Here is an 18,516-nt window from a genome sequence, read left to right on the forward strand (position 1 = left end):
CCGCCGACCCGCGCCGCCGACCCGCGCCGCCGACCCGCGCCGCCGACCCGCGCCGCGGGCCCGAGTCGCCGCCGGGGTGGCCCTGATCAGTCGTTGCCGACGGAGCAGGTCTCCTCGGAGGCGCTCTGCCCCGTGATCGAGGACGGCAGCGGCGTCGCCGAGGCCGAGGCCGAACTCGTGGCGGCACCCGACGCCGTGCCCGTCCCGGTGCCGGCGGCGGACCCCGCGGACGACGAGGTGCCGGTCGAGGACGACGTGCCGGCGGACGGGGACGCCGTCGCGGTGCCCGCGTTGGCGGACTCCTCGGACGCCCGACCCGTGCTCGAGTCGCTCAGCGAGGTCTTCTGGTCGTTCTGCAGTGCCACGTTGAGGGTGTGGGCGGCCTCCTGGTCGACGATCACCCGGGCGCTGTTCGTCGGGTCGTCCGCGACCGGGTACTGCACGAACAGCATGTTGGCGGTGCTCATCCCGCGGAGCGCTCCCGCGAGGCCGACGAGCGTCCGTGCCTGCGCGAGGCCGTCGGACAGCGTCATGTTCGACAGCGCGGCGCCCGCGAGCTTGTAGAGCGTGATCGGGTTCGAGAGGGTCCCGTCCGAGGTGACCTTGCGCAGCAGCGCCGACAGGAACACCTGCTGCGAGCTGATGCGGGCGAGGTCGCTGCCGTCGCCGACGCCGTGCCGCGTGCGGAGGAAGGCGAGCGCGTCCGAGCCCTCGAGGTTGTGCGAGCCCGCGGTCAGGTGGAGCCCGGTGTAGGTGTCGTTGATCGGGTCCGCGACGCACACGTCCACGCCGCCGAGCGCGTTCGACATCTCGATGACACCGTCGAACGTGATGAGGCCCGCGTACGGGATGCTCAGGCCGGTGAGGTTCTCGACCGTGTCGACGACGCACGAGACGCCGCCGTTCCCGAGCGCCGTGTTGAACTGCGCGGACGTGGCCGCGGGGTAGGCCTTGCCGGTCTCGGGGTTCGTGCACGCCGGGATCGGCACCATGAGGTCGCGCGGGAAGCTCACCGCGGTCAGCTGGGTGTGGTCCTGCGAGATGTGGATGAGCATCGTGACGTCGTTGCGGGCGCCCTCGACGTCCTCGTTCGAGTCGAACTGCCCGACGCGGGTGTCGCTGCCGATCAGCAGGATGTTCGCGCCGCCCTTGATCGCGGTGATGTCGGCCGTCTGCGCGGTGCTCTGGTCGTCCGTGCTGAGCTTGACCGTCCTCGGCGCCGTGGCGAGCTGGGCGCCGGCGATGGCCGCTACGCTCGTCCCGCTCACCAGCACGACCGCGAGGGCGGAGGCCACGATCGACGCGAGCGTGCCCCAGCCGCGGCGACGGGGGAGCCGGCCGTGGCGGGCGAGCGGGCGTCGGGTGGCGTCGGGCACGTGGTCTCCGTTCGGTGGTCCGCGCGGCTCGGTCTGCACGGGCGCGGGGCGACGGCCACGCTAGGTGCCGCCGGCCAGCGGGAACCCGGAGCGCGCCGTCAAACCACTGTGGAACGCTCAGACTGCCCTGAGAAGCCCCAGACGTGGGCACTTCGACGTCTCCACTTGGCAATCCTCGGTTTACCACATAAGATCGATCTTTGGTGTGCCATGCCTACTGGGCGTGGCGCCCGACCCGCAGACCGGCTCGGGGATCACACCGGTAATCCAACCAAGCGACAGTGAGGCTATGGCCAAGAAAGACGGCGTCATCGAGATCGAGGGCTCGGTGCTCGAAGCTCTGCCCAACGCGATGTTCCGCGTTGAGCTGACCAACGGACACAAGGTCCTCGCGCACATCTCCGGGAAGATGCGCCAGCACTACATCCGCATCCTCCCCGAGGACCGCGTGATCGTGGAGCTGAGCCCGTACGACCTGACCCGCGGCCGGATCGTCTACCGCTACAAGTGATCCGCGAGCTGGAAAGGAACGGCCCGGCAACCCTGCCGAGCACGAAGCCAGCGAGCACGAGGAAAGAACAATGAAGGTCAACCCCAGCGTCAAGCCCATCTGCGAGCACTGCCGTGTCATTCGCCGCAAGGGCCGCGTCATGGTGATCTGCAAGAGCAACCCGCGCCACAAGCAGCGCCAGGGCTAGTCCCGGCTGCCTGACGCGGATCGCCCTCGGGCGGCTGTGAGCAGGATCCACAACTCAACATCGAACGCAGTACCAAGAACCACGCGAGTGGGGACACCTCGGGGCGGAGGCCCGAGCACCGGTACTGCTCCACACCTCCATCGACAACAGGAGCAGCCAGCACATGGCACGTCTAGCAGGCGTCGACATCCCGCGCGAGAAGCGCGTGGAGATCGCACTCACGTACATCTACGGCGTCGGCCGTACCCGCGCGGTCCAGGCACTCGCCGAGACCGGTATCTCCGGTGACATCCGCGTCAAGGACCTGACCGACGACCAGCTCGTCGCCCTCCGTGACTTCATCGAGGGCAACTTCAAGGTGGAGGGTGACCTCCGCCGCGAGGTCGCAGCCGACATCCGCCGCAAGGTCGAGATCGGTAGCTACGAGGGTCTCCGCCACCGTCGTGGTCTCCCGGTGCGCGGTCAGCGCACCAAGACCAACGCGCGTACCCGCAAGGGACCGAAGCGCACCGTGGCAGGCAAGAAGAAGGCCCGATAGGAGATCATCATGGCTACCCCCAAGACTGCCGCGCGCAAGCCGCGCCGCAAGGAGAAGAAGAACGTCGCCGTGGGCCAGGCCCACATCAAGAGCACGTTCAACAACACGATCGTCAGCATCACCGACCCGTCGGGTGCCGTCCTCAGCTGGGCGTCCTCGGGTGCCGTGGGCTTCAAGGGTTCGCGCAAGTCGACGCCGTTCGCGGCGCAGCTCGCCGCCGAGTCCGCTGCGCGTCAGGCGCAGGAGCACGGCGTCAAGAAGGTCGACGTCTTCGTGAAGGGTCCGGGTTCGGGCCGCGAGACCGCGATCCGCTCGCTCCAGGCCGCTGGCCTCGAGGTGGGCTCGATCAACGACGTCACGCCGCAGGCGCACAACGGGTGCCGCCCGCCCAAGCGCCGTCGCGTCTGACGCGAGGAGCAACCGGCCGCGCCCTGCTCGTCCCCTGACGGGGGCGGGCAGGGCCCGCGGCCATTCCTGGTCGTTCGATCGCGCACTCCGGTGCGCGTGATCACAACTCAACAGACCCGTCGGGGCCCGGTCGGCCCCGTCGTACCGCCGAGTGTCATATAGCGGACACTCCGCCGAAAGGAATCCCACAGTGCTCATTGCACAGCGCCCCACCCTGACCGAGGAGATGATCTCCGAGTTCCGCTCGCGCTTCGTCATCGAGCCGCTCGAGCCGGGCTTCGGTTACACCCTCGGCAACTCGCTGCGCCGCACGCTCCTCTCCTCGATCCCCGGCGCGGCTGTCACCAGCATCCGCATCGACGGCGTCCTCCACGAGTTCAGCACCGTTCCCGGTGTCAAGGAAGACGTCACCGAGATCATCCTCAACATCAAGAGCCTGGTCGTCTCCAGCGAGCACGACGAGCCGATCACGGCGTACCTGCGCAAGCAGGGTGCCGGTCAGGTCACCGCAGCGGACATCTCCGCTCCGGCCGGCGTCGAGATCCACAACCCGGACCTCGTCATCGCGACCCTGAACGACACCGCGCGCTTCGAGCTGGAGCTGACGATCGAGCGTGGCCGCGGCTACGTCTCGGCGACGCAGAACCGCTCGGAGTTCAGCGAGGCCGGGCAGATCCCGATCGACTCGATCTACTCGCCGGTCCTCAAGGTCACCTACCGCGTCGAGGCGACGCGTGCCGGCGAGCGCACGGACTTCGACCGTCTGGTCGTCGACGTCGAGTCGAAGCCCGCGATCACGCCGCGCGACGCCATCGCGTCGGCCGGTCGCACGCTCGTCGAGCTGTTCGGGCTCGCCCGCGAGCTCAACACCGCGGCCGAGGGCATCGAGATCGGCCCCGCGCCGGTCGACGCCGTGCTCTCGAACGAGCTGCAGACCCCGATCGAGGACCTGGACCTGTCGGTCCGCAGCTACAACTGCCTCAAGCGGGAGGGCATCAACACGGTGTCCGAGCTCGTCGCCCTGTCGGAGACGCAGCTCATGAACATCCGCAACTTCGGTCAGAAGTCGGTGGACGAGGTCAAGGACAAGCTCACCGAGCTCGGCCTGTCCCTCAAGGACACCGTCCCCGGATTCGACGGCGCCCACTTCTACAGCGGGTACGACGAGGACGAGTCCAACAACTGACCTCGCGCTCACGCGCACGCGTGCCGCTGACGCAGCGCGCACCACCATCACCACTGGAGAACTGACATGCCGAAGCCCACCAAGGGCCCCCGCCTCGGTGGCGGCCCCGCCCACGAGCGCCTGCTCCTGAGCAACCTCGCCAACGCCCTCTTCACGCACGGTCGCATCACGACCACCGAGACGAAGGCCAAGCGCCTCCGTCCCGTCGCCGAGCGTCTCATCACGTTCGCGAAGCGTGGCGACCTGCACGCGCGTCGTCGCGTGATCAGCATCCTGCGCGACAAGTCCGTCGTGCACACGCTGTTCACCGAGATCGCCCCGCAGGTCGAGGACCGTCAGGGCGGCTACACCCGCATCACGAAGCTCGGTTTCCGCAAGGGCGACAACGCTCCCCTCGCGTCGATCGAGCTCGTCCTCGAGCCGGTGTCGAGCACGCCGGCCCCGGTGAAGCGCAACGCGGCCCCGGCTGCTGCCGCGCCGGTCGAGGAGCCCGCCGCCGAGGAGACCACCGAGGAGGCCCCGGTCGAGGAGACCGAGACCACCGAGGAGTCCGCTCCCGTCGCCGAGGAGACCGAGACCGAGGCTGCCGCCGAGGTCGAGGCCGACGCCGCCGAGAAGTCGGACGACAAGTAGTCACAGCCCCACCACGACGAAGCCCCCGCAACACGCGTTGCGGGGGCTTCGTCGCGTCCCGACGGTGACCGGACGGCGGCCGGGAGGCGCGGTGCGGGCCCGCCACGTTCCTCCTGGCCCGCAGGCGGCCGAGCCGCAGAACGCGGGAGCGGTACCGCCGCACAGGCGCGGCACCGTATCGTGACCGGCCGACACGACGAGAGGGACCGATGCAGTTCGAGCACATCGCGGGGGTGGGGACCCGGGTCTGGCGGTGGAGCCGGACCTCCGGGACGCAACCGCGCCTGCTCCACGCCGCGAAGGCCGCCGTCGCGGCGGTGCTCGCGTGGTTCATCGCGCGGCACGTGCCGGGAGTCGCCGCCGAGTACCCGTACTACGCACCGCTCGGCGCGGTCGTGGCGATGCAGACCACGGTGTTCGCCGGCATCCGGAGCGGGGTGCAGACCCTCGTCGGCATCGGCCTCGGCATCGTCGTGGCCGGCTTCACGATGTGGGTCGGCGACCCGGGTTTCCTCGCGATCGCGCTGGCTGTCGGGATCGGCGTGCTCGTGGGCGGGTTCCGCGTCCTCGGCGAGGGCAGCTCCTGGGTGTCGACCGCCGCGTTGTTCGTCCTGCTCGTCGGTGGCGCGCACGCCGAGGGCTACTCGCTCGGGTACCTGGTGCAGATGGCCGTCGGGGTCGTGGTCGGCCTGCTCGTCAACTTCCTCGTGTTCCCACCGCTGCACTTCTGGGACGCCGAGCACCGCATCGACGCCGTGAACCAGGTGCTCGCCGACCACCTCGACGGACTCGCGGTCGTCCTCGAGGACGGCACCCGGGACGAGCGGGCGTGGGACCGCCAGCAGGACCGGCTCGACCGGGCGATCGCCGACGTCCGGTCGCGGGTCTCGATCGCGCACGAGAGCCGCCGGATGAACCCCCGTGGGGCGCTCCGTGGATCGCGGGCACGCCTCGAGCAGGACGGTGCCCGGTTCCGTGCCCTCGAGCGGGTCGCCTGGTACACGACCGACCTCACCGAGCTCGTCGCACGCTCCGGTCCGGTGTCGGACGGGCTCGGCCGACCGGCGCCCGAGTTCGCCGCGCCGCTCGCGTCGGCCCTCCGGGAGATCGCGTGCGTGATCCGCGGGGAGTGCGACCAAGCGGCGGGTGACGAGGCGATCGCGGTGGTCGAGCGCGCGCTCGACGCCTCGCGGGAGAACCCGTCGCACGTCGCCGTCACGTCGGCCGCACTCGTGTCCCTGCGGGGCATCGTCGAGTCGGAACGGCGAGCCACCGCGGACGTCGACACCCGCACCGGGCCCTTCGGCGCCGAGCGGTCCCGCGGCTGAGGCACCGCCCGACCGCCCGACCGCCCGACCGCCCGTCCGCGTGCGTCCGTAGACTCGTACCGTGCCCGAACGACCGTGCGTCGCCGTCCTCGGACCGGTGACGGTCACGGGGCCGGCCGGGGTGCCGTCGGCGGTGCCGGGTGCCCTCGCCCGGGCGTTCCTCACCGCGCTGGTGCTCGCCCGCGGACACGCGGTGACGACCGACACGCTGATCGACGAGCTCTGGGGCGAGGACCAGCCGCGGGGCGCCCGTGCTGCGCTGCAGACGCTCGTCTCCCGGCTCCGGCGCAGCACGGCCGACGGCGTCGTCGTGTCGACCAGCACCGGGTACGCACTCGGGGTCGACCCCGAGGACGTGGACCTCGAACGCGCCGAACGTGCGGCAGCCCAGCACGCCGACGAGACGACGGTCCGGGCGGCACTCGACCTGTGGCGGGGGAGCCCCGGTGACGACGTCGAGGGGGACCTCGGCGTGGTGCTGGCCGACCGGGCGGCGTCGGCGCGACGGGCCCTCCGACGTGCCCTGGGCACGGCGCTGCTCGACTCCGGTGCGGCGGACGAGGCCGTCGACGTCTGGACGACCGAGGCGCAGGCGAACCCCTTCGACGAGGTCGCCGTCGCCGGGTGCATGCGCGCGCTCGTCGCGGCCGGCCGGAACGCCGAGGCGCTCGCCGTGTTCGCGACGCACCGCGACCGCCTCGCCGACGAGCTCGGCGCGGACCCCTCCGCCGACCTGGTGCGGCTGCACGCCGACCTGCTCCGGCGGTCCGCCGCCGACTCCGGCCGCGCTCGTCGGGTCGGACTGCGGGCCGCGCCGAACACGCTCGTCGGACGGCAGGAGGACCTCGCCGCCGTCGCGGACCTGCTGTCCCGCCACCGGCTGGTCACGATCCTCGGTGCCGGAGGGCTCGGCAAGACCCGGCTCGCGCAGGCGGTCGCCGCCGAGGTGCCGCCGACCACCGGCGTGGTCGTGTTCGAGCTCGCACCGATCGCCACCGCCGAGGACATCGTCCCCGCGCTCGGCGCCCTGCTCGGGGTGGCCGAGTTCCGCTCCGCCCGCGCGCTGCGTGAGGTCGTCGTCGCCGACCTGCGTGCGGGTGTGGGGCGGGCGCTCGGGGAGGCCCCGACGGTCCTCGTCCTGGACAACTGCGAGCACCTCGTCGGCGACGTCGCCGGACTCGCCGCCGACCTGCTCGCGAGCATCCCCGACCTGACGATCCTCACGACCTCGCGCGCACCGCTCGCGATCGCCGGCGAGGTCGTGGCACCCCTCGCACCACTGCCGGTCGAGGCCGACGGTGCCGCGGTCCGGCTGTTCACCGAGCGCGCCCGGGCTGCCCGACCCGGGGCTGTGCTGCCCGTCGACACCGTCCGCCGCATCTGCACGCGGCTCGACGGGTCGCCGCTCGCGATCGAGCTGGCCGCGGCGCGGATCCGGGGGATGAGCATCGACGAGATCGAGCGCCGGCTCGACGACCGGTTCGCACTGCTCCGCGGCGGCGACCGCAGCGCTCCGGAGCGGCACCGCACCCTCCTGGCGGTCATCGAGTGGAGCTGGCGCCTGCTCGACGCGGGCGCGCAGGACCTCCTGACGCGCCTGGCACTCTTCCCGGACGGCCTGGCGGTCGACGCCGTCGAGGCCGTGGCAGCTCCGGACCGTCGCCCCGAGGCGCTCGACGACCTCGCCGAACTCGTCGAGCAGTCCCTCGTGCAGCTCGTCGAGGTCGAGGGGGAGCCGGTCCGCTACCGCCTGCTCGAGACCGTCCGCGAGTTCGGGGCCGCGCGGCTCGACGAACGCGGGACGACCGAGGCCGTGCGCACGGCGATGATCCGCTGGGGGCGGGACTTCGCCGCCAGCAGGAACCTGTTCACGCTCACCGGTCCGGACCAGCTCGACCGCTTCCACGACGTCCAGCGCGAGGCCGACAACCTCGTCACCCTGCTCCGCTGGAGCCTCCGCACCGACGACGCCTCGGCGACCGCGCACGTCTTCGCCGCTCTCGGCGCCTACTGGACCCTCCGGGGCGCCCACGGCGAGGTGACCGCGATCGCGTCGGACGTGGTCGCGGTGCTGCGCTCGGGTCCGCCCGCGGCCGAGGACGTCGCCGCCGTGCACGTCGGACTCGTCGTCGCCGGGGCGTCCTCGGCGTTCGACGACCGCCGGACCGCGGCGTGGGCGATCTCCACGCTCCGGCGCCTCCGCCGTGTCGGGACGACGGGGTTCCCGGTGCTCGACGCGCAGGCCGCCCTGCTCCTGACGCTCGGACGTCCGGCCGCCGGCACCGCTCTGCTCGCGCGCCTCCGCGACGACCCCGACGAGGGCGTGGCCGGCATCGCCAACATGCTGAGCGCGCCCCTCGCCGAGAACGACGGCGAGTTCGCGGCGGCGCTCCGGTACGCCACCCGGGCGCAGACACTCGCGGAGCGCACCGGCGACGCGTGGACGATCGGCACCGTGGCCGTCACCATGACGCAGCTCCTCGCCCAGACGGGCCGGTACGCGGACGCCCTCGCGAACGCGGGCCGCGCGCGGGAGCAGCTCGAGCGCTTCGGCGCCGAGGACGACCTGTACGAGATCGGCTGGACCGTCGGGCTCTGCTCGGCCGCGACCGGCGCCGTGGACACCGCCCGGTCGATCGCCGCCGAGCTGCAGCACCGGCCGGTCGCCGGGCGCGGCGGCTTCGACGGCGACCGCTCCCAGATCGGCGTGCTCGCGGTCGCGATCGGCGCGGAGTGCCTCCGGTTCGAGGGCGACCTCGACGTCGCTGCCGCGCAGTACACGGCGGCGTGGGACTGGGTGCTGCCGCACCGGAAGGCGACACCGCACTGGACGGTGATGGCCGGCGCGGCGCGGATCGCGGCCGTCGACGAGGCGGCGCTCGGCGCGGCCGACCAAGCCGCACCGCGCCTCCAGGCCGACGAACGCGCGGTCGCTCGCCGCATCCGGAAGGCCGCCCTCGTGATGATCCGCGTCCACCCGTGGTGGCTCGACCTGCCCGTCATCGGCACGACCCTGGCGGGACTCGCGGTCGCGGCGGCGCGCAGCGACCGTCCGGCCGAGGCGGCTCGGTGCTGGGGCGCCGCGATGCGGTTCGGCACCCGGCAGGACTTCGCGGTGCTCGCGCACGGTCGGCTCCGACCGCTCCTCGTCGACGCGCTCGGCGAGACCCGCGTGGTGGACGCCGAGACGGCCTCGGCCGGATGGGACCGGGCCGAGGCCGTCGCGGGGGCGAGGACGCTGCTGGAGGACCTCCGCTACGCCTTCCGCATGTAGGCGCGGACCGTCAGCGGCGCGAACACGGCGACGACCACCGCGGCACCGAGCAGGCTGATCCAGAGGTCACCGGTGACGGCGCCGTGGTTGATCAGCTCGCGCACGGCGGTGATGAGGTGCGAGATCGGGTTGACCTCGGTGAACCAGCGCAGCCAGGACGGCAGGGTGTCGGTGGGGACGAACGCGTTCGACAGGAACGTCAGCGGGAACAGCACCAGGTTGGCGATGCCCGAGACGCTCGACGCGGTGCGGGCGATCACGCCGAAGTACGCGAAGATCCAGCTGATCGCCCACGCGACGACGACGACGAGCACACCGGCGAGCACGGTCGCACCGACACCGCCGGCAGGACGCAGCCCCATGACGATGCCGACCGTGAAGGTGATGGCGGTGGCGATCGCGTACCGGACGGTGTCGGCGAGGAGCGCACCGGCGAGCGGGGCGATGCGGGCGATCGGCAACGACCGGAAGCGGTCGAACACGCCCTTGTCCATGTCCTCGCGGAGCTGGACGCCGGTGACGATCGACGAGGTGATGTTCGTCTGCACGAGGATGCCGGGGATGATGACCGGCAGGTAGCTCGTGACGTCGCCGGCGATCGCGCCACCGAAGATGTAGGTGAACATCACGGTGAAGACGATCGGCATGAGCGTCACGTCGAACAGCTGCTCGGGGGTGCGACGGACCTTCACGAGGCCGCGGTAGGCCATCGTGAAGGACTGGCGGATCGTGGCTCCGAGGCCGGCGCCGCCGATGCCGGGGCGCGGGGTGATCCGCGGCGTCTGCGTGGGGGTGGGGGCGATGGTGGTCATGCGATGCTCCCTGCGAGCTCGTGGTCGGTGTCCTCGTCCGTGGTGGCCGGGGCACCCGTGATGGTCAGGAAGACCTCGTCGAGCGTCGGCTTCTGCACGCTCATCTCGGCGAGGGAGATGCCGGCGTCGCGGAACGACACCAGCAGGTCGGTGACGCGGTCGGGGTCGGACATCGGGGCGGTCAGGCGCGAGCCCTCGGGGCTGGCCACCGCGTCGACACCGAGCGTGTTCCGCACGATGGCGCGGGCGGCGTCGAGCCGGAGGGCATCGGACAGCCGGAGCTGCAGCGACGAGGTGCCGATCGAGGCCTTCAGCTCGTCACCGGTGCCCTCCGCGACCACCCGCCCGTGGTCGATGACGGCGATCCGGTCGGCCAGCTGGTCGGCCTCGTCGAGGTACTGCGTCGTCAGCAGGACGGTCGACCCGGTCGCGACGAGGTCACGGATCGTGTCCCACATCTGCGCGCGGGTGCGCGGGTCGAGGCCCGTGGTCGGCTCGTCGAGGAACAGCAGCGGGGGCTGTGCGATGAGGCTCGCGGCGAGGTCGAGCCGGCGACGCATGCCGCCGGAGAAGTTCCGCAGCGGACGCGAGGCCGCCTCGGTCAGCCCGAAGCGCTCGAGCAGCTCGGCCGCCTTCCGCTTCGACTCGGCGCGGCCCAGGCCGAGCAGACGGGAGAAGATGACGAGGTTCTCGGTCGCGCTGAGCGTCTCGTCGACACTGGCGTACTGGCCGGTCACGCCGATGAGGGAGCGGACGGCCTGCGCCTCGCGCCGGACGTCCCGCCCGAAGATGCGGGCCTCGCCGGCGTCCGCCGTGAGCAGCGTCGCGAGCATCGAGATCGTGGTGGTCTTGCCGGCGCCGTTCGGCCCCAGCACGCCGTAGACCGTGCCCGCCTCCACACGGAGGTCGACACCGTCCACCGCACGGTTCGTCCCGAAGACCTTGACGAGGCCGGTGGCCTCGACCGCGAGCGGAGTGGTGGTCATGCGCTCGTTCCTTCCGTTCGGACTCGACGCCGTTCGTCGATGTCGAGGACGATGCTGCCGTCGGGCGCTCACGCGGCACTGACGTGGCGCTGACGCCGGGTCGGGGTGCGTGTCAGCACGTGGGGCCGGGAGGCGCGGTCCGGCCCCGGTACGGTGGCCTGGTGGACGAGACGGCAGGCCCGCAGGGCGGCGGTGACGTTGGTGGCGTGCGGCTGCGGTTGGACATCGCCTACGACGGTGCCGCGTTCTCCGGGTGGGCCCGGCAGCCCGGCCTCCGGACCGTGCAGGGCGCGCTCGAAGCGGCGCTCGCCACCGTCTTCACCCGGTGGGGCGAACCGCCGCTGCTCACCGTGGCCGGACGCACCGACGCCGGCGTGCACGCGACCGGTCAGGTCGCCCACCTCGACCTCACGCCGGCGCAGTGGGACGCGCTGGCCGCCAAGCGGGGGTCGGGGCGCTCGCCGCTGGACGGACTGGTCAAGCGCGTGAACGGCATCGCGGCACCGGAGGGGGACGTCGTCGTCACAGGGGCCACGGTCGCGCCGGACGGGTTCGACGCCCGGTTCTCCCCGCTCTGGCGGCGCTACTCGTACCGGATCGCGGACGCCGACGCCCCGCGCGATCCACGTCGGCGGGGGCACACGGTCTGGCACCCGACGCGGCTGGACCCGGCGGCGATGGAGCGCGGTGCGCTGCGGCTGCTCGGGCTGCACGACTTCGCGACGTTCTGCAAGCCGCGCGAGGGGGCGACGACGATCCGGACCCTGCAGGAGTTCCGCTGGGACCGCGAGCCGGACGGCGTGCTGGTGGCGCGCCTCCAGGCCGACGCCTTCTGCCACTCCATGGTCCGGGCGATGGTGGGGGCGACGATCGCCGTCGGCGAGGGCCGCTTCGGCGCGGACCGGCTCGAGGAGCTGCGCGTCGCCGAGACCCGGACGAGCGAGTTCAAGGTCGCGCCCGCGAAGGGCCTGACCCTCACCGAGGTCGGGTACCCGGCCGACGACGAGCTGGCAGCCCGCGCCGCGCAGACCCGGGCGCGACGCGGCACGTCCGACGACGGCGGTAGCGTCGGGGGATGAGCTCCCGCGAACCCCGTTCCGTCGTGTCCGTCGCACCCGGGGTGGTGTTCGTCGAGGGACCCGTGTCGAACTGGGTCGTCCTCGCCGAGGAGGACGGCGTCGCACTGATCGACGCCGGCTACCCGGCCGACACCGACCTCGTGCTCGACACCGTGCGGTACGCGGGCCACGAGCTCGACGACCTGCGCCGGGTGTACGTCACGCACGGGCACGTCGACCACGTCGGCGGGATCCCGGGGATCCTCGAGCGGTACCCGCACGTCGAGGTGCTCGCCCACGCCGACGAGCTCGACAACGTCCGCGGACCCGGCAGGCAGCAGGTCACCCCGGCCGAGATCGGTGGTCGACTCGCGGCGCCGCGGGTCCTCCGGTGGCTCGCCCGGGCGATCCGGTCCGACGCCCTGCGCCCGACCGTCGTGCCGACCGCGCGGGCGTTCACCGGCGCGGACTTCGCCGGACGGGCGATCGCGCCGACGCCCGCCGCCGGGCACACCGACGGCTCGACCGCCTACCTGCTGCCCGCGGCGAACGCCATCGTCACCGGGGACGCGGTCGTCAGCCGGCACGACACGCAGCCGGCGTCCTGGTCCCCGCGCCCGCGGATGATCACGCCGTTCTTCACCGCCGACCAGGCCCGCGCCGTCGAGTCGGCTCGGGCACTCCCGGTGCCGGAGATCCTGCTGCCGGGACACGGCCCCGCAGTGCACCGCGTCGGGTCGGCGTGGGTGCCGATCGGCGCCTGACGGGCTGCACCCCGATCAGGGGTGGAACGGATCGTTCACCCGCCGGAAACCTGTGGGGCCCCGCAGGTCGGTAGCGTGCCGGCATGCACAGATCCGTCGGGCGCACTCTGCTGTGCGCCACCGCTGCAGCCGCGCTCGTCGCCGCTCCGCTCGTCTCCGTCTCCACGGCCGCCGCGAACCCCCAGGGGACGGGCCTCGTCATCGAGGAGGCCTACCTCAAGGGCGGCAGCGCGAACCAGCCGTTCACGAACAAGTTCGTCGAGCTCGGCAACCCCACCGACAGCCCCGTCAGCGTCGACGGCTGGTCGGTGCAGTACCGCGCCGCGACCAGCACCGGCGCACCCGCGGTCGGCAAGCTCGCCGGTTCCGTCCCCGCACACGGCACCTACCTCGTGCAGATGGGCTCGAACGGCACGAACGGCGAGGCGCTCCCGGAGCCGGACGCCGTCACCGGGCTGAACCCGTCGGGGTCGACCGGCACCCTCGTCCTGTCCGACCAGGCCACGGCACTCAGCCTGCCCGCCGGTGCGGTGACGACGGGCACCCCCGGCGTCGTCGACCTGCTCGGCTACGGCACCTCGAACACGTTCGAGACCGCGGTCGCGAAGGCCGGCACGGCGAACTCCGTGCCGGACGCCCTGACCCGCACGGGGACGACCGACACCGACTCGAACGCGGCCGACTTCTCGGTGACGAGCACCGTCACGCCGGAGAACGCCGCGGGCGAGACCACGCAGCCGACCGACCCGACCGACCCGACCGACCCCACGGACCCGACCGATCCCGGCGACGGCGGGACGACCCCGGCCGAGCGGGTCACGATCGCCCAGCTGCAGGGGACCACGGACACCTCGCCGTACGCGGGCAAGGCCGTCACGACCGACGGCGTCGTCACCGCGGTGTACGCCACCGGCGGCTTCTCTGGCTACACGATCCAGACCGCCGGCACCGGTGGCGCGCTCGACCTCGGGACGCACACCGCGTCGGACGCCGTCTTCGTCTACTCGTCGGCGACCGTCGGCAGCGTGGCGATCGGTGACGCGGTGCGCCTGACCGGCACGGTGTCGGAGTTCAACGGGCTGACCGAGCTGACGGTCCCGACCGCCGCCGGACTGACGAAGCTCCCGGCCGCGGGCGTCGTCCAGCCGGTCCCGGCGACCCTCGCCTTCCCGCGCACCGACGCCCAGCGCGAGTCGCTCGAGAGCATGCTCGTCCAACCGCAGGGCGACTACACGGTCGCGGACAACTACACGACGAACCAGTACGGCGAGGTCGTCCTGGCGACGGGGAAGCAGCGCCTGCTCCAGCCGACCGAGGTCGCCCGTCCGGGCAGTGCCGCGGCCGCTGCCGTGACCGCGGACAACGCGGCGCGCACGGTCGTCCTCGACGACGGTGCGAGCACGAACTTCCTCAGCGCGGCGAACCAGTCGATCCCGGTGTCGTGGCTCACGCAGGGCCCGGTCACGGTCGGCGCCGCCGCGACCTTCCGCGAGCCGGTCGTCCTCGACTACCGGAACGACTCGTGGAAGTTCCAGCCGACGACGCCGATCACCGGCGCCACCCCGGCCGCCGACCTGCCGGTGTCGTTCTCGAACGTCCGCACGGCGGCGCCGGAGGACGTCGGCGGGGACATCCGGCTCGCCGGGTTCAACGTCCTGAACTACTTCCCGACGACGGGCGACCAGCTCACCGGTTGCACGTACTACACCGACCGTGACGGCGACCCCGTGACCGTCCGGGGTGGCTGCGACGCCCGCGGTGCCGCGAACGCCGACGACCTCGCTCGCCAGCAGGTGAAGATCGTCAAGGCGATCAACGGGCTCGGCGCCGACGTCGTGTCGCTCGAGGAGATCGAGAACTCCGCGCGCTTCGACCAGGACCGTGACGCGGCGGTGGCGACCCTCGTGGCCGCGCTCAACGCCGCGACCGGCAAGGACACCTGGGCGTACGCGAAGTCGCCGTCGAAGCTGCCGTCGAGCGAGGACGTCATCCGGCTCGCGCTCATCTACAAGAAGGACCGCGTGCAGCCGGTCGGCTCGTCGACGATCCTGACCGACTCGACGGCGTTCACGAACGCCCGGCAGCCGCTCGCACAGGCCTTCGCCCCGGTCACGACGAAGCCCGGCAAGGGCAAGGGTGCGCAGAAGCCGAGCGCGAAGGACACCTTCCTCGTCATCGCGAACCACTTCAAGTCGAAGGGCTCCGGCGAGGGCGTCGACGCCGACCAGGGCGACGGGCAGGGTGCGTCGAACCACTCGCGCGTCGAGCAGGCGAAGGCGCTCGTGACGTTCTCGACCGCGATGCAGCGCCAGGCGCGGACCGACAAGGTGTTCATGCTCGGCGACTTCAACGCCTACAGCGAGGAGGACCCGGTTGTCGCCCTCGAGGACGCCGGCTACACCGACCTCGGCCCGACCGAGGACGCGGCGGAGTGGTCCTACGTGTTCGGTGGGCTGAGCGGGTCGCTCGACCACGTGTTCGCGTCTCCTGCTGCAGTGGGGACCGTCACGGGCGTGGACATCTGGAACATCAACTCGGTCGAGTCGGTCGGCCTCGAGTACAGCCGCTACGACTACAACGTCACCGACCTGTACCGCGACGACGTCTACCGGGCGAGCGACCACGACCCGGTCGTGGTGGGCATCGACCTGCCGGGCGTCGGCACCCCGGGCGGTGGGAACCCCGGGCACGGTGGCGACCCCGGTCACGGCGGTCCCGGACACGGTGGGCACACCGTCGCCGACGCGCTCGCGGCGCTCGCCGCGCTGATCGCGTGGTTGCGGAGCCTGTTCGGCTGACCGACCTGACCGGCTGACGGACGGGAGGCACGGTGCGGGCCCGCACCGTGCCTCCCGTCCGTCTCCGCGCGCGTTCGACAACGCGAGTCGCGTCGGGTAGGCTCTCACCTTGGTCTGCGCGCTCCGTGCGCCGGACAGTCAGATGAGCCCTCCACCGGGCAGTTCACACGGGTTCTCCCACGTGAACACCCACCGGAGCGGGATTCACGGACTCCTCACCTCGACACGAAAGCAGCACCACTGTGACTCGTACGTTCTCCCCGAAGCCGGCAGACGTCCAGCACGACTGGATCGTCATCGACGCGACCGACGTCGTCCTCGGCCGTCTCGCCACCCACGCCGCGGCGCTCCTGCGCGGCAAGCACAAGGCCACCTTCGCCCAGCACATGGACATGGGTGACTACGTCATCATCGTGAACGCCGACAAGGTCGCCCTGACCGGTTCGAAGCTCGCGAAGAAGGTCTACTACCGCCACTCGGGCTACCCGGGCGGCCTCACGGCGACCTCCTACCCGGAGATGCTCGAGAAGCACCCGACCCGCGCCGTCGAGAAGGCGATCCGCGGCATGCTCCCGAAGAACACCCTCGGTCGCGAGCAGCTCAAGAAGCTGAAGGTCTACGCCGGCGCGGAGCACCCGCACTCGGCGCAGCAGCCCAAGGCGTACACCTTCGACCAGGTCGCACAGTAGTTCCGGCCACGACGACTTCCAAGGACTAGGTAAAACTCATGGCTCAGATCGCTGATTCCCTCGACCAGACCCCGGAGAGCTTCACCACGGAGAGCGCACCCGCCGCTTCCGAGGCCGCTCCCCGTCAGATCCTCAACGTCTCGGGCGGTGCCGTCGGGCGCCGCAAGGAGGCCATCGCGCGCGTCCGTCTCGTCCCGGGCTCCGGCTCGTTCGTCGTGAACGGCCGCTCGCTCGAGGACTACTTCCCGAACAAGCTGCACCAGCAGCTCATCAACGACCCGTTCAAGGTGCTCGAGCTCCTCGGCGCCTACGACGTCGTCGCCCGCATCACTGGTGGCGGCCCCTCGGGTCAGGCCGGTGCGCTCCGCCTCGCCATCGCCCGTTCGCTGAACGAGATCGACCGCGAGAACAACCGCGCCACCCTCAAGAAGGCCGGCTTCCTCACCCGTGACGCCCGCGTCATCGAGCGCAAGAAGGCTGGTCTCAAGAAGGCCCGCAAGGCGTCGCAGTTCTCGAAGCGCTAGTCGTCACCGGCTGAAGATCGCCATGCCGCGTCTGTTCGGTACCGACGGGGTTCGTGGTCTCGCCAACGGCGAGCTGACGGCCGCGCTCGCACTGGGTCTTGCCCAGGCGAGCGCGGCCGTCCTCACACACGGACACCACGCGGACGCCCGTCGGGCGTCCGGTCGACCGCGCCCTCGTGCGGTCCTCGCGCGCGACCCGCGCGTCTCGGGCGAGTTCCTCGGCGCCGCGGTCGCGGCCGGGCTCGCCTCGGCCGGGGTCGACGTGCTCGACGCCGGGGTCATCCCCACCCCCGCTGCGGCGTTCCTCGTCGCGGACATCGACGCCGACTTCGGCGTGATGATCTCCGCGTCGCACAACCCCGCACCCGACAACGGGATCAAGTTCTTCGCCACGGGCGGCCGGAAGCTCCCGGACGAGGTCGAGGACCGCATCGAGGCGGCCATGCACGACCACTCCGCACCGACCCCCACCGGTCGTGACGTGGGCCGGATCACCCGGTTCGCCGACGCCGAGGACCGCTACGTCGTCCACCTGCTCGGCACGCTGCCGCACCGGCTCGACGGCATCCACGTCGTGCTCGACTGTGCGAACGGCGCCGCCGCGGGCGTCTCGCCCGAGGTCTTCGTGAACGCCGGGGCCCGGGTCACCCTCATCGGTGCCGACCCGGACGGCATGAACATCAACGACGGTGTCGGGTCCACCCACATCGACAACCTCGCCCGTGCGGTGCTCGAGCACGGCGCGGACGTCGGCATCGCGCACGACGGCGACGCGGACCGCTGCCTCGCGGTCGACGCCGCCGGCAACGCGATCGACGGCGACCAGATCATGGCCATCCTCGCGCTGTCGCTGCAGGAGCGCGGGCACCTGGTGTCCGACACCCTCGTCGCGACGGTCATGTCGAACCTCGGGCTCAAGCGGGCCATGGCGGACGCGGGCATCACGGTGCTCGAGACCGGCGTCGGTGACCGCTACGTCCTCGAGAAGATGACCGAGGGCGGGTTCTCGCTCGGCGGTGAGCAGTCCGGCCACATCATCTTCAACGAGTACGCCACCACGGGCGACGGCATCCTCACCGGGTTGCACCTCGTCGCCGAGATGGCCCGGACGGGCAGGACGCTCGAACAGCTCGCGTCGTGCATGACCGTGTTCCCGCAGGTGCTCGTGAACGTGCGCGGTGTCGACCGGCACGGCCTGGCGGACCAGGGCGTGCAGGACGCCGTGGCAGCGGCGACGACCGAGCTCGGGGACACGGGCCGGGTGCTGCTCCGGCCGTCCGGTACCGAGCCCGTCGTGCGGGTCATGGTCGAGGCGGCCTCCCAGGCGGATGCCGAGCGCGTCGCCGAGGAGCTCGCCGACGTCGTGCGCGCGCGGTTGGCGCTCGACCGCGCGTAGCCGCGCGGGCCGCCCGGCGGCGCGTATCGGCGCGGGCAGCCCCGGCCG

At 72.0% G+C, this 18,516-nt stretch carries 17 protein-coding genes; 14 read left to right on the forward strand and 3 right to left on the reverse strand.

The window, feature by feature from the left end; genetic code table 11:
• Positions 1-86: 86 nt before the first annotated feature.
• Positions 87-1,376, reverse strand: coding sequence for an LCP family protein (locus ACNQOV_RS16865; RefSeq protein WP_416395992.1), 1,290 nt, complete (start codon positions 1,374-1,376; stop codon positions 87-89).
• A 289-nt stretch (positions 1,377-1,665) separates the two neighbouring features.
• Between ACNQOV_RS16865 and infA the strand changes: the two genes are divergently transcribed.
• The 8 genes from infA to ACNQOV_RS16905 all read left to right on the forward strand — a co-directional run bounded on the left by infA (position 1,666) and on the right by ACNQOV_RS16905 (position 9,441).
• Positions 1,666-1,887, forward strand: coding sequence for a translation initiation factor IF-1 (gene infA / locus ACNQOV_RS16870; RefSeq protein WP_017885509.1), 222 nt, complete (start codon positions 1,666-1,668; stop codon positions 1,885-1,887).
• Positions 1,888-1,957: 70 nt separating this feature from the next.
• The gene (gene rpmJ / locus ACNQOV_RS16875; RefSeq protein ID WP_022903266.1) at positions 1,958-2,074 is read left to right on the forward strand and encodes a 50S ribosomal protein L36; all 117 of its coding nucleotides are present in this window, start codon (positions 1,958-1,960) and stop codon (positions 2,072-2,074) included.
• Between the two features lie 163 nt (positions 2,075-2,237).
• A complete protein-coding gene (rpsM, locus tag ACNQOV_RS16880; protein WP_058728274.1) occupies positions 2,238-2,612 on the forward strand; it encodes a 30S ribosomal protein S13 in 375 nt (124 codons plus the stop codon).
• Positions 2,613-2,621: 9 nt separating this feature from the next.
• Positions 2,622-3,020, forward strand: a complete 399-nt coding sequence (gene rpsK, locus ACNQOV_RS16885; protein WP_017885507.1) for a 30S ribosomal protein S11 — start codon at positions 2,622-2,624, stop codon at positions 3,018-3,020.
• Between the two features lie 190 nt (positions 3,021-3,210).
• Positions 3,211-4,206, forward strand: a complete 996-nt coding sequence (locus ACNQOV_RS16890; RefSeq protein WP_416395997.1) for a DNA-directed RNA polymerase subunit alpha — start codon at positions 3,211-3,213, stop codon at positions 4,204-4,206.
• A gap of 66 nt (positions 4,207-4,272) precedes the next feature.
• Positions 4,273-4,839 carry a 50S ribosomal protein L17 gene (gene rplQ, locus ACNQOV_RS16895; protein WP_402266742.1) on the forward strand — a complete coding sequence of 189 codons (567 nt, stop codon included), beginning with the start codon at positions 4,273-4,275 and terminating at the stop codon, positions 4,837-4,839.
• A gap of 209 nt (positions 4,840-5,048) precedes the next feature.
• Positions 5,049-6,167 (forward strand): FUSC family protein, encoded by a 1,119-nt coding sequence (locus ACNQOV_RS16900; RefSeq protein WP_416395999.1) that lies wholly within the window; start codon positions 5,049-5,051, stop codon positions 6,165-6,167.
• 61 nt (positions 6,168-6,228) lie between these two features.
• Positions 6,229-9,441 (forward strand): BTAD domain-containing putative transcriptional regulator, encoded by a 3,213-nt coding sequence (locus tag ACNQOV_RS16905; RefSeq protein ID WP_416396001.1) that lies wholly within the window; start codon positions 6,229-6,231, stop codon positions 9,439-9,441.
• On the opposite strand, the gene ACNQOV_RS16910 is transcribed toward ACNQOV_RS16905, so the two are convergent.
• A complete protein-coding gene (locus tag ACNQOV_RS16910) occupies positions 9,423-10,253 on the reverse strand; it encodes an ABC transporter permease (protein WP_416396003.1) in 831 nt (276 codons plus the stop codon). The two genes, ACNQOV_RS16905 and ACNQOV_RS16910, sit on opposite strands and share 19 nt — an antisense overlap.
• Complete coding sequence (locus ACNQOV_RS16915; RefSeq protein WP_416396005.1) at positions 10,250-11,239, reverse strand: ATP-binding cassette domain-containing protein; 990 nt, start codon at positions 11,237-11,239, stop codon at positions 10,250-10,252. The genes ACNQOV_RS16910 and ACNQOV_RS16915 overlap by 4 nt, the downstream gene beginning before the upstream one ends.
• Positions 11,240-11,400: 161 nt before the next feature.
• Here ACNQOV_RS16915 and ACNQOV_RS16920 point away from each other — a divergent pair, with 161 nt between their 5' ends.
• From ACNQOV_RS16920 to glmM, 6 genes are all read left to right on the forward strand, one after another.
• Positions 11,401-12,318, forward strand: a complete 918-nt coding sequence (locus tag ACNQOV_RS16920; RefSeq protein WP_416396007.1) for a tRNA pseudouridine synthase A — start codon at positions 11,401-11,403, stop codon at positions 12,316-12,318.
• Positions 12,315-13,061, forward strand: coding sequence for an MBL fold metallo-hydrolase (locus ACNQOV_RS16925; protein ID WP_416396009.1), 747 nt, complete (start codon positions 12,315-12,317; stop codon positions 13,059-13,061). The genes ACNQOV_RS16920 and ACNQOV_RS16925 overlap by 4 nt, the downstream gene beginning before the upstream one ends.
• 83 nt (positions 13,062-13,144) lie before the next feature.
• Complete coding sequence (locus ACNQOV_RS16930) at positions 13,145-15,859, forward strand: ExeM/NucH family extracellular endonuclease (protein ID WP_416396011.1); 2,715 nt, start codon at positions 13,145-13,147, stop codon at positions 15,857-15,859.
• A 242-nt stretch (positions 15,860-16,101) separates the two neighbouring features.
• Complete coding sequence (rplM, locus tag ACNQOV_RS16935; protein ID WP_022906970.1) at positions 16,102-16,548, forward strand: 50S ribosomal protein L13; 447 nt, start codon at positions 16,102-16,104, stop codon at positions 16,546-16,548.
• A gap of 38 nt (positions 16,549-16,586) precedes the next feature.
• Positions 16,587-17,072 (forward strand): 30S ribosomal protein S9, encoded by a 486-nt coding sequence (rpsI, locus tag ACNQOV_RS16940; protein ID WP_022906971.1) that lies wholly within the window; start codon positions 16,587-16,589, stop codon positions 17,070-17,072.
• A gap of 22 nt (positions 17,073-17,094) precedes the next feature.
• Positions 17,095-18,468 (forward strand): phosphoglucosamine mutase, encoded by a 1,374-nt coding sequence (gene glmM, locus ACNQOV_RS16945; RefSeq protein WP_402266758.1) that lies wholly within the window; start codon positions 17,095-17,097, stop codon positions 18,466-18,468.
• Positions 18,469-18,516: the final 48 nt, after the last annotated feature.

The sequence above is a fragment of the Curtobacterium sp. LFS084 genome, assembly GCF_047977705.1.
Lineage (GTDB): Bacteria > Actinomycetota > Actinomycetes > Actinomycetales > Microbacteriaceae > Curtobacterium.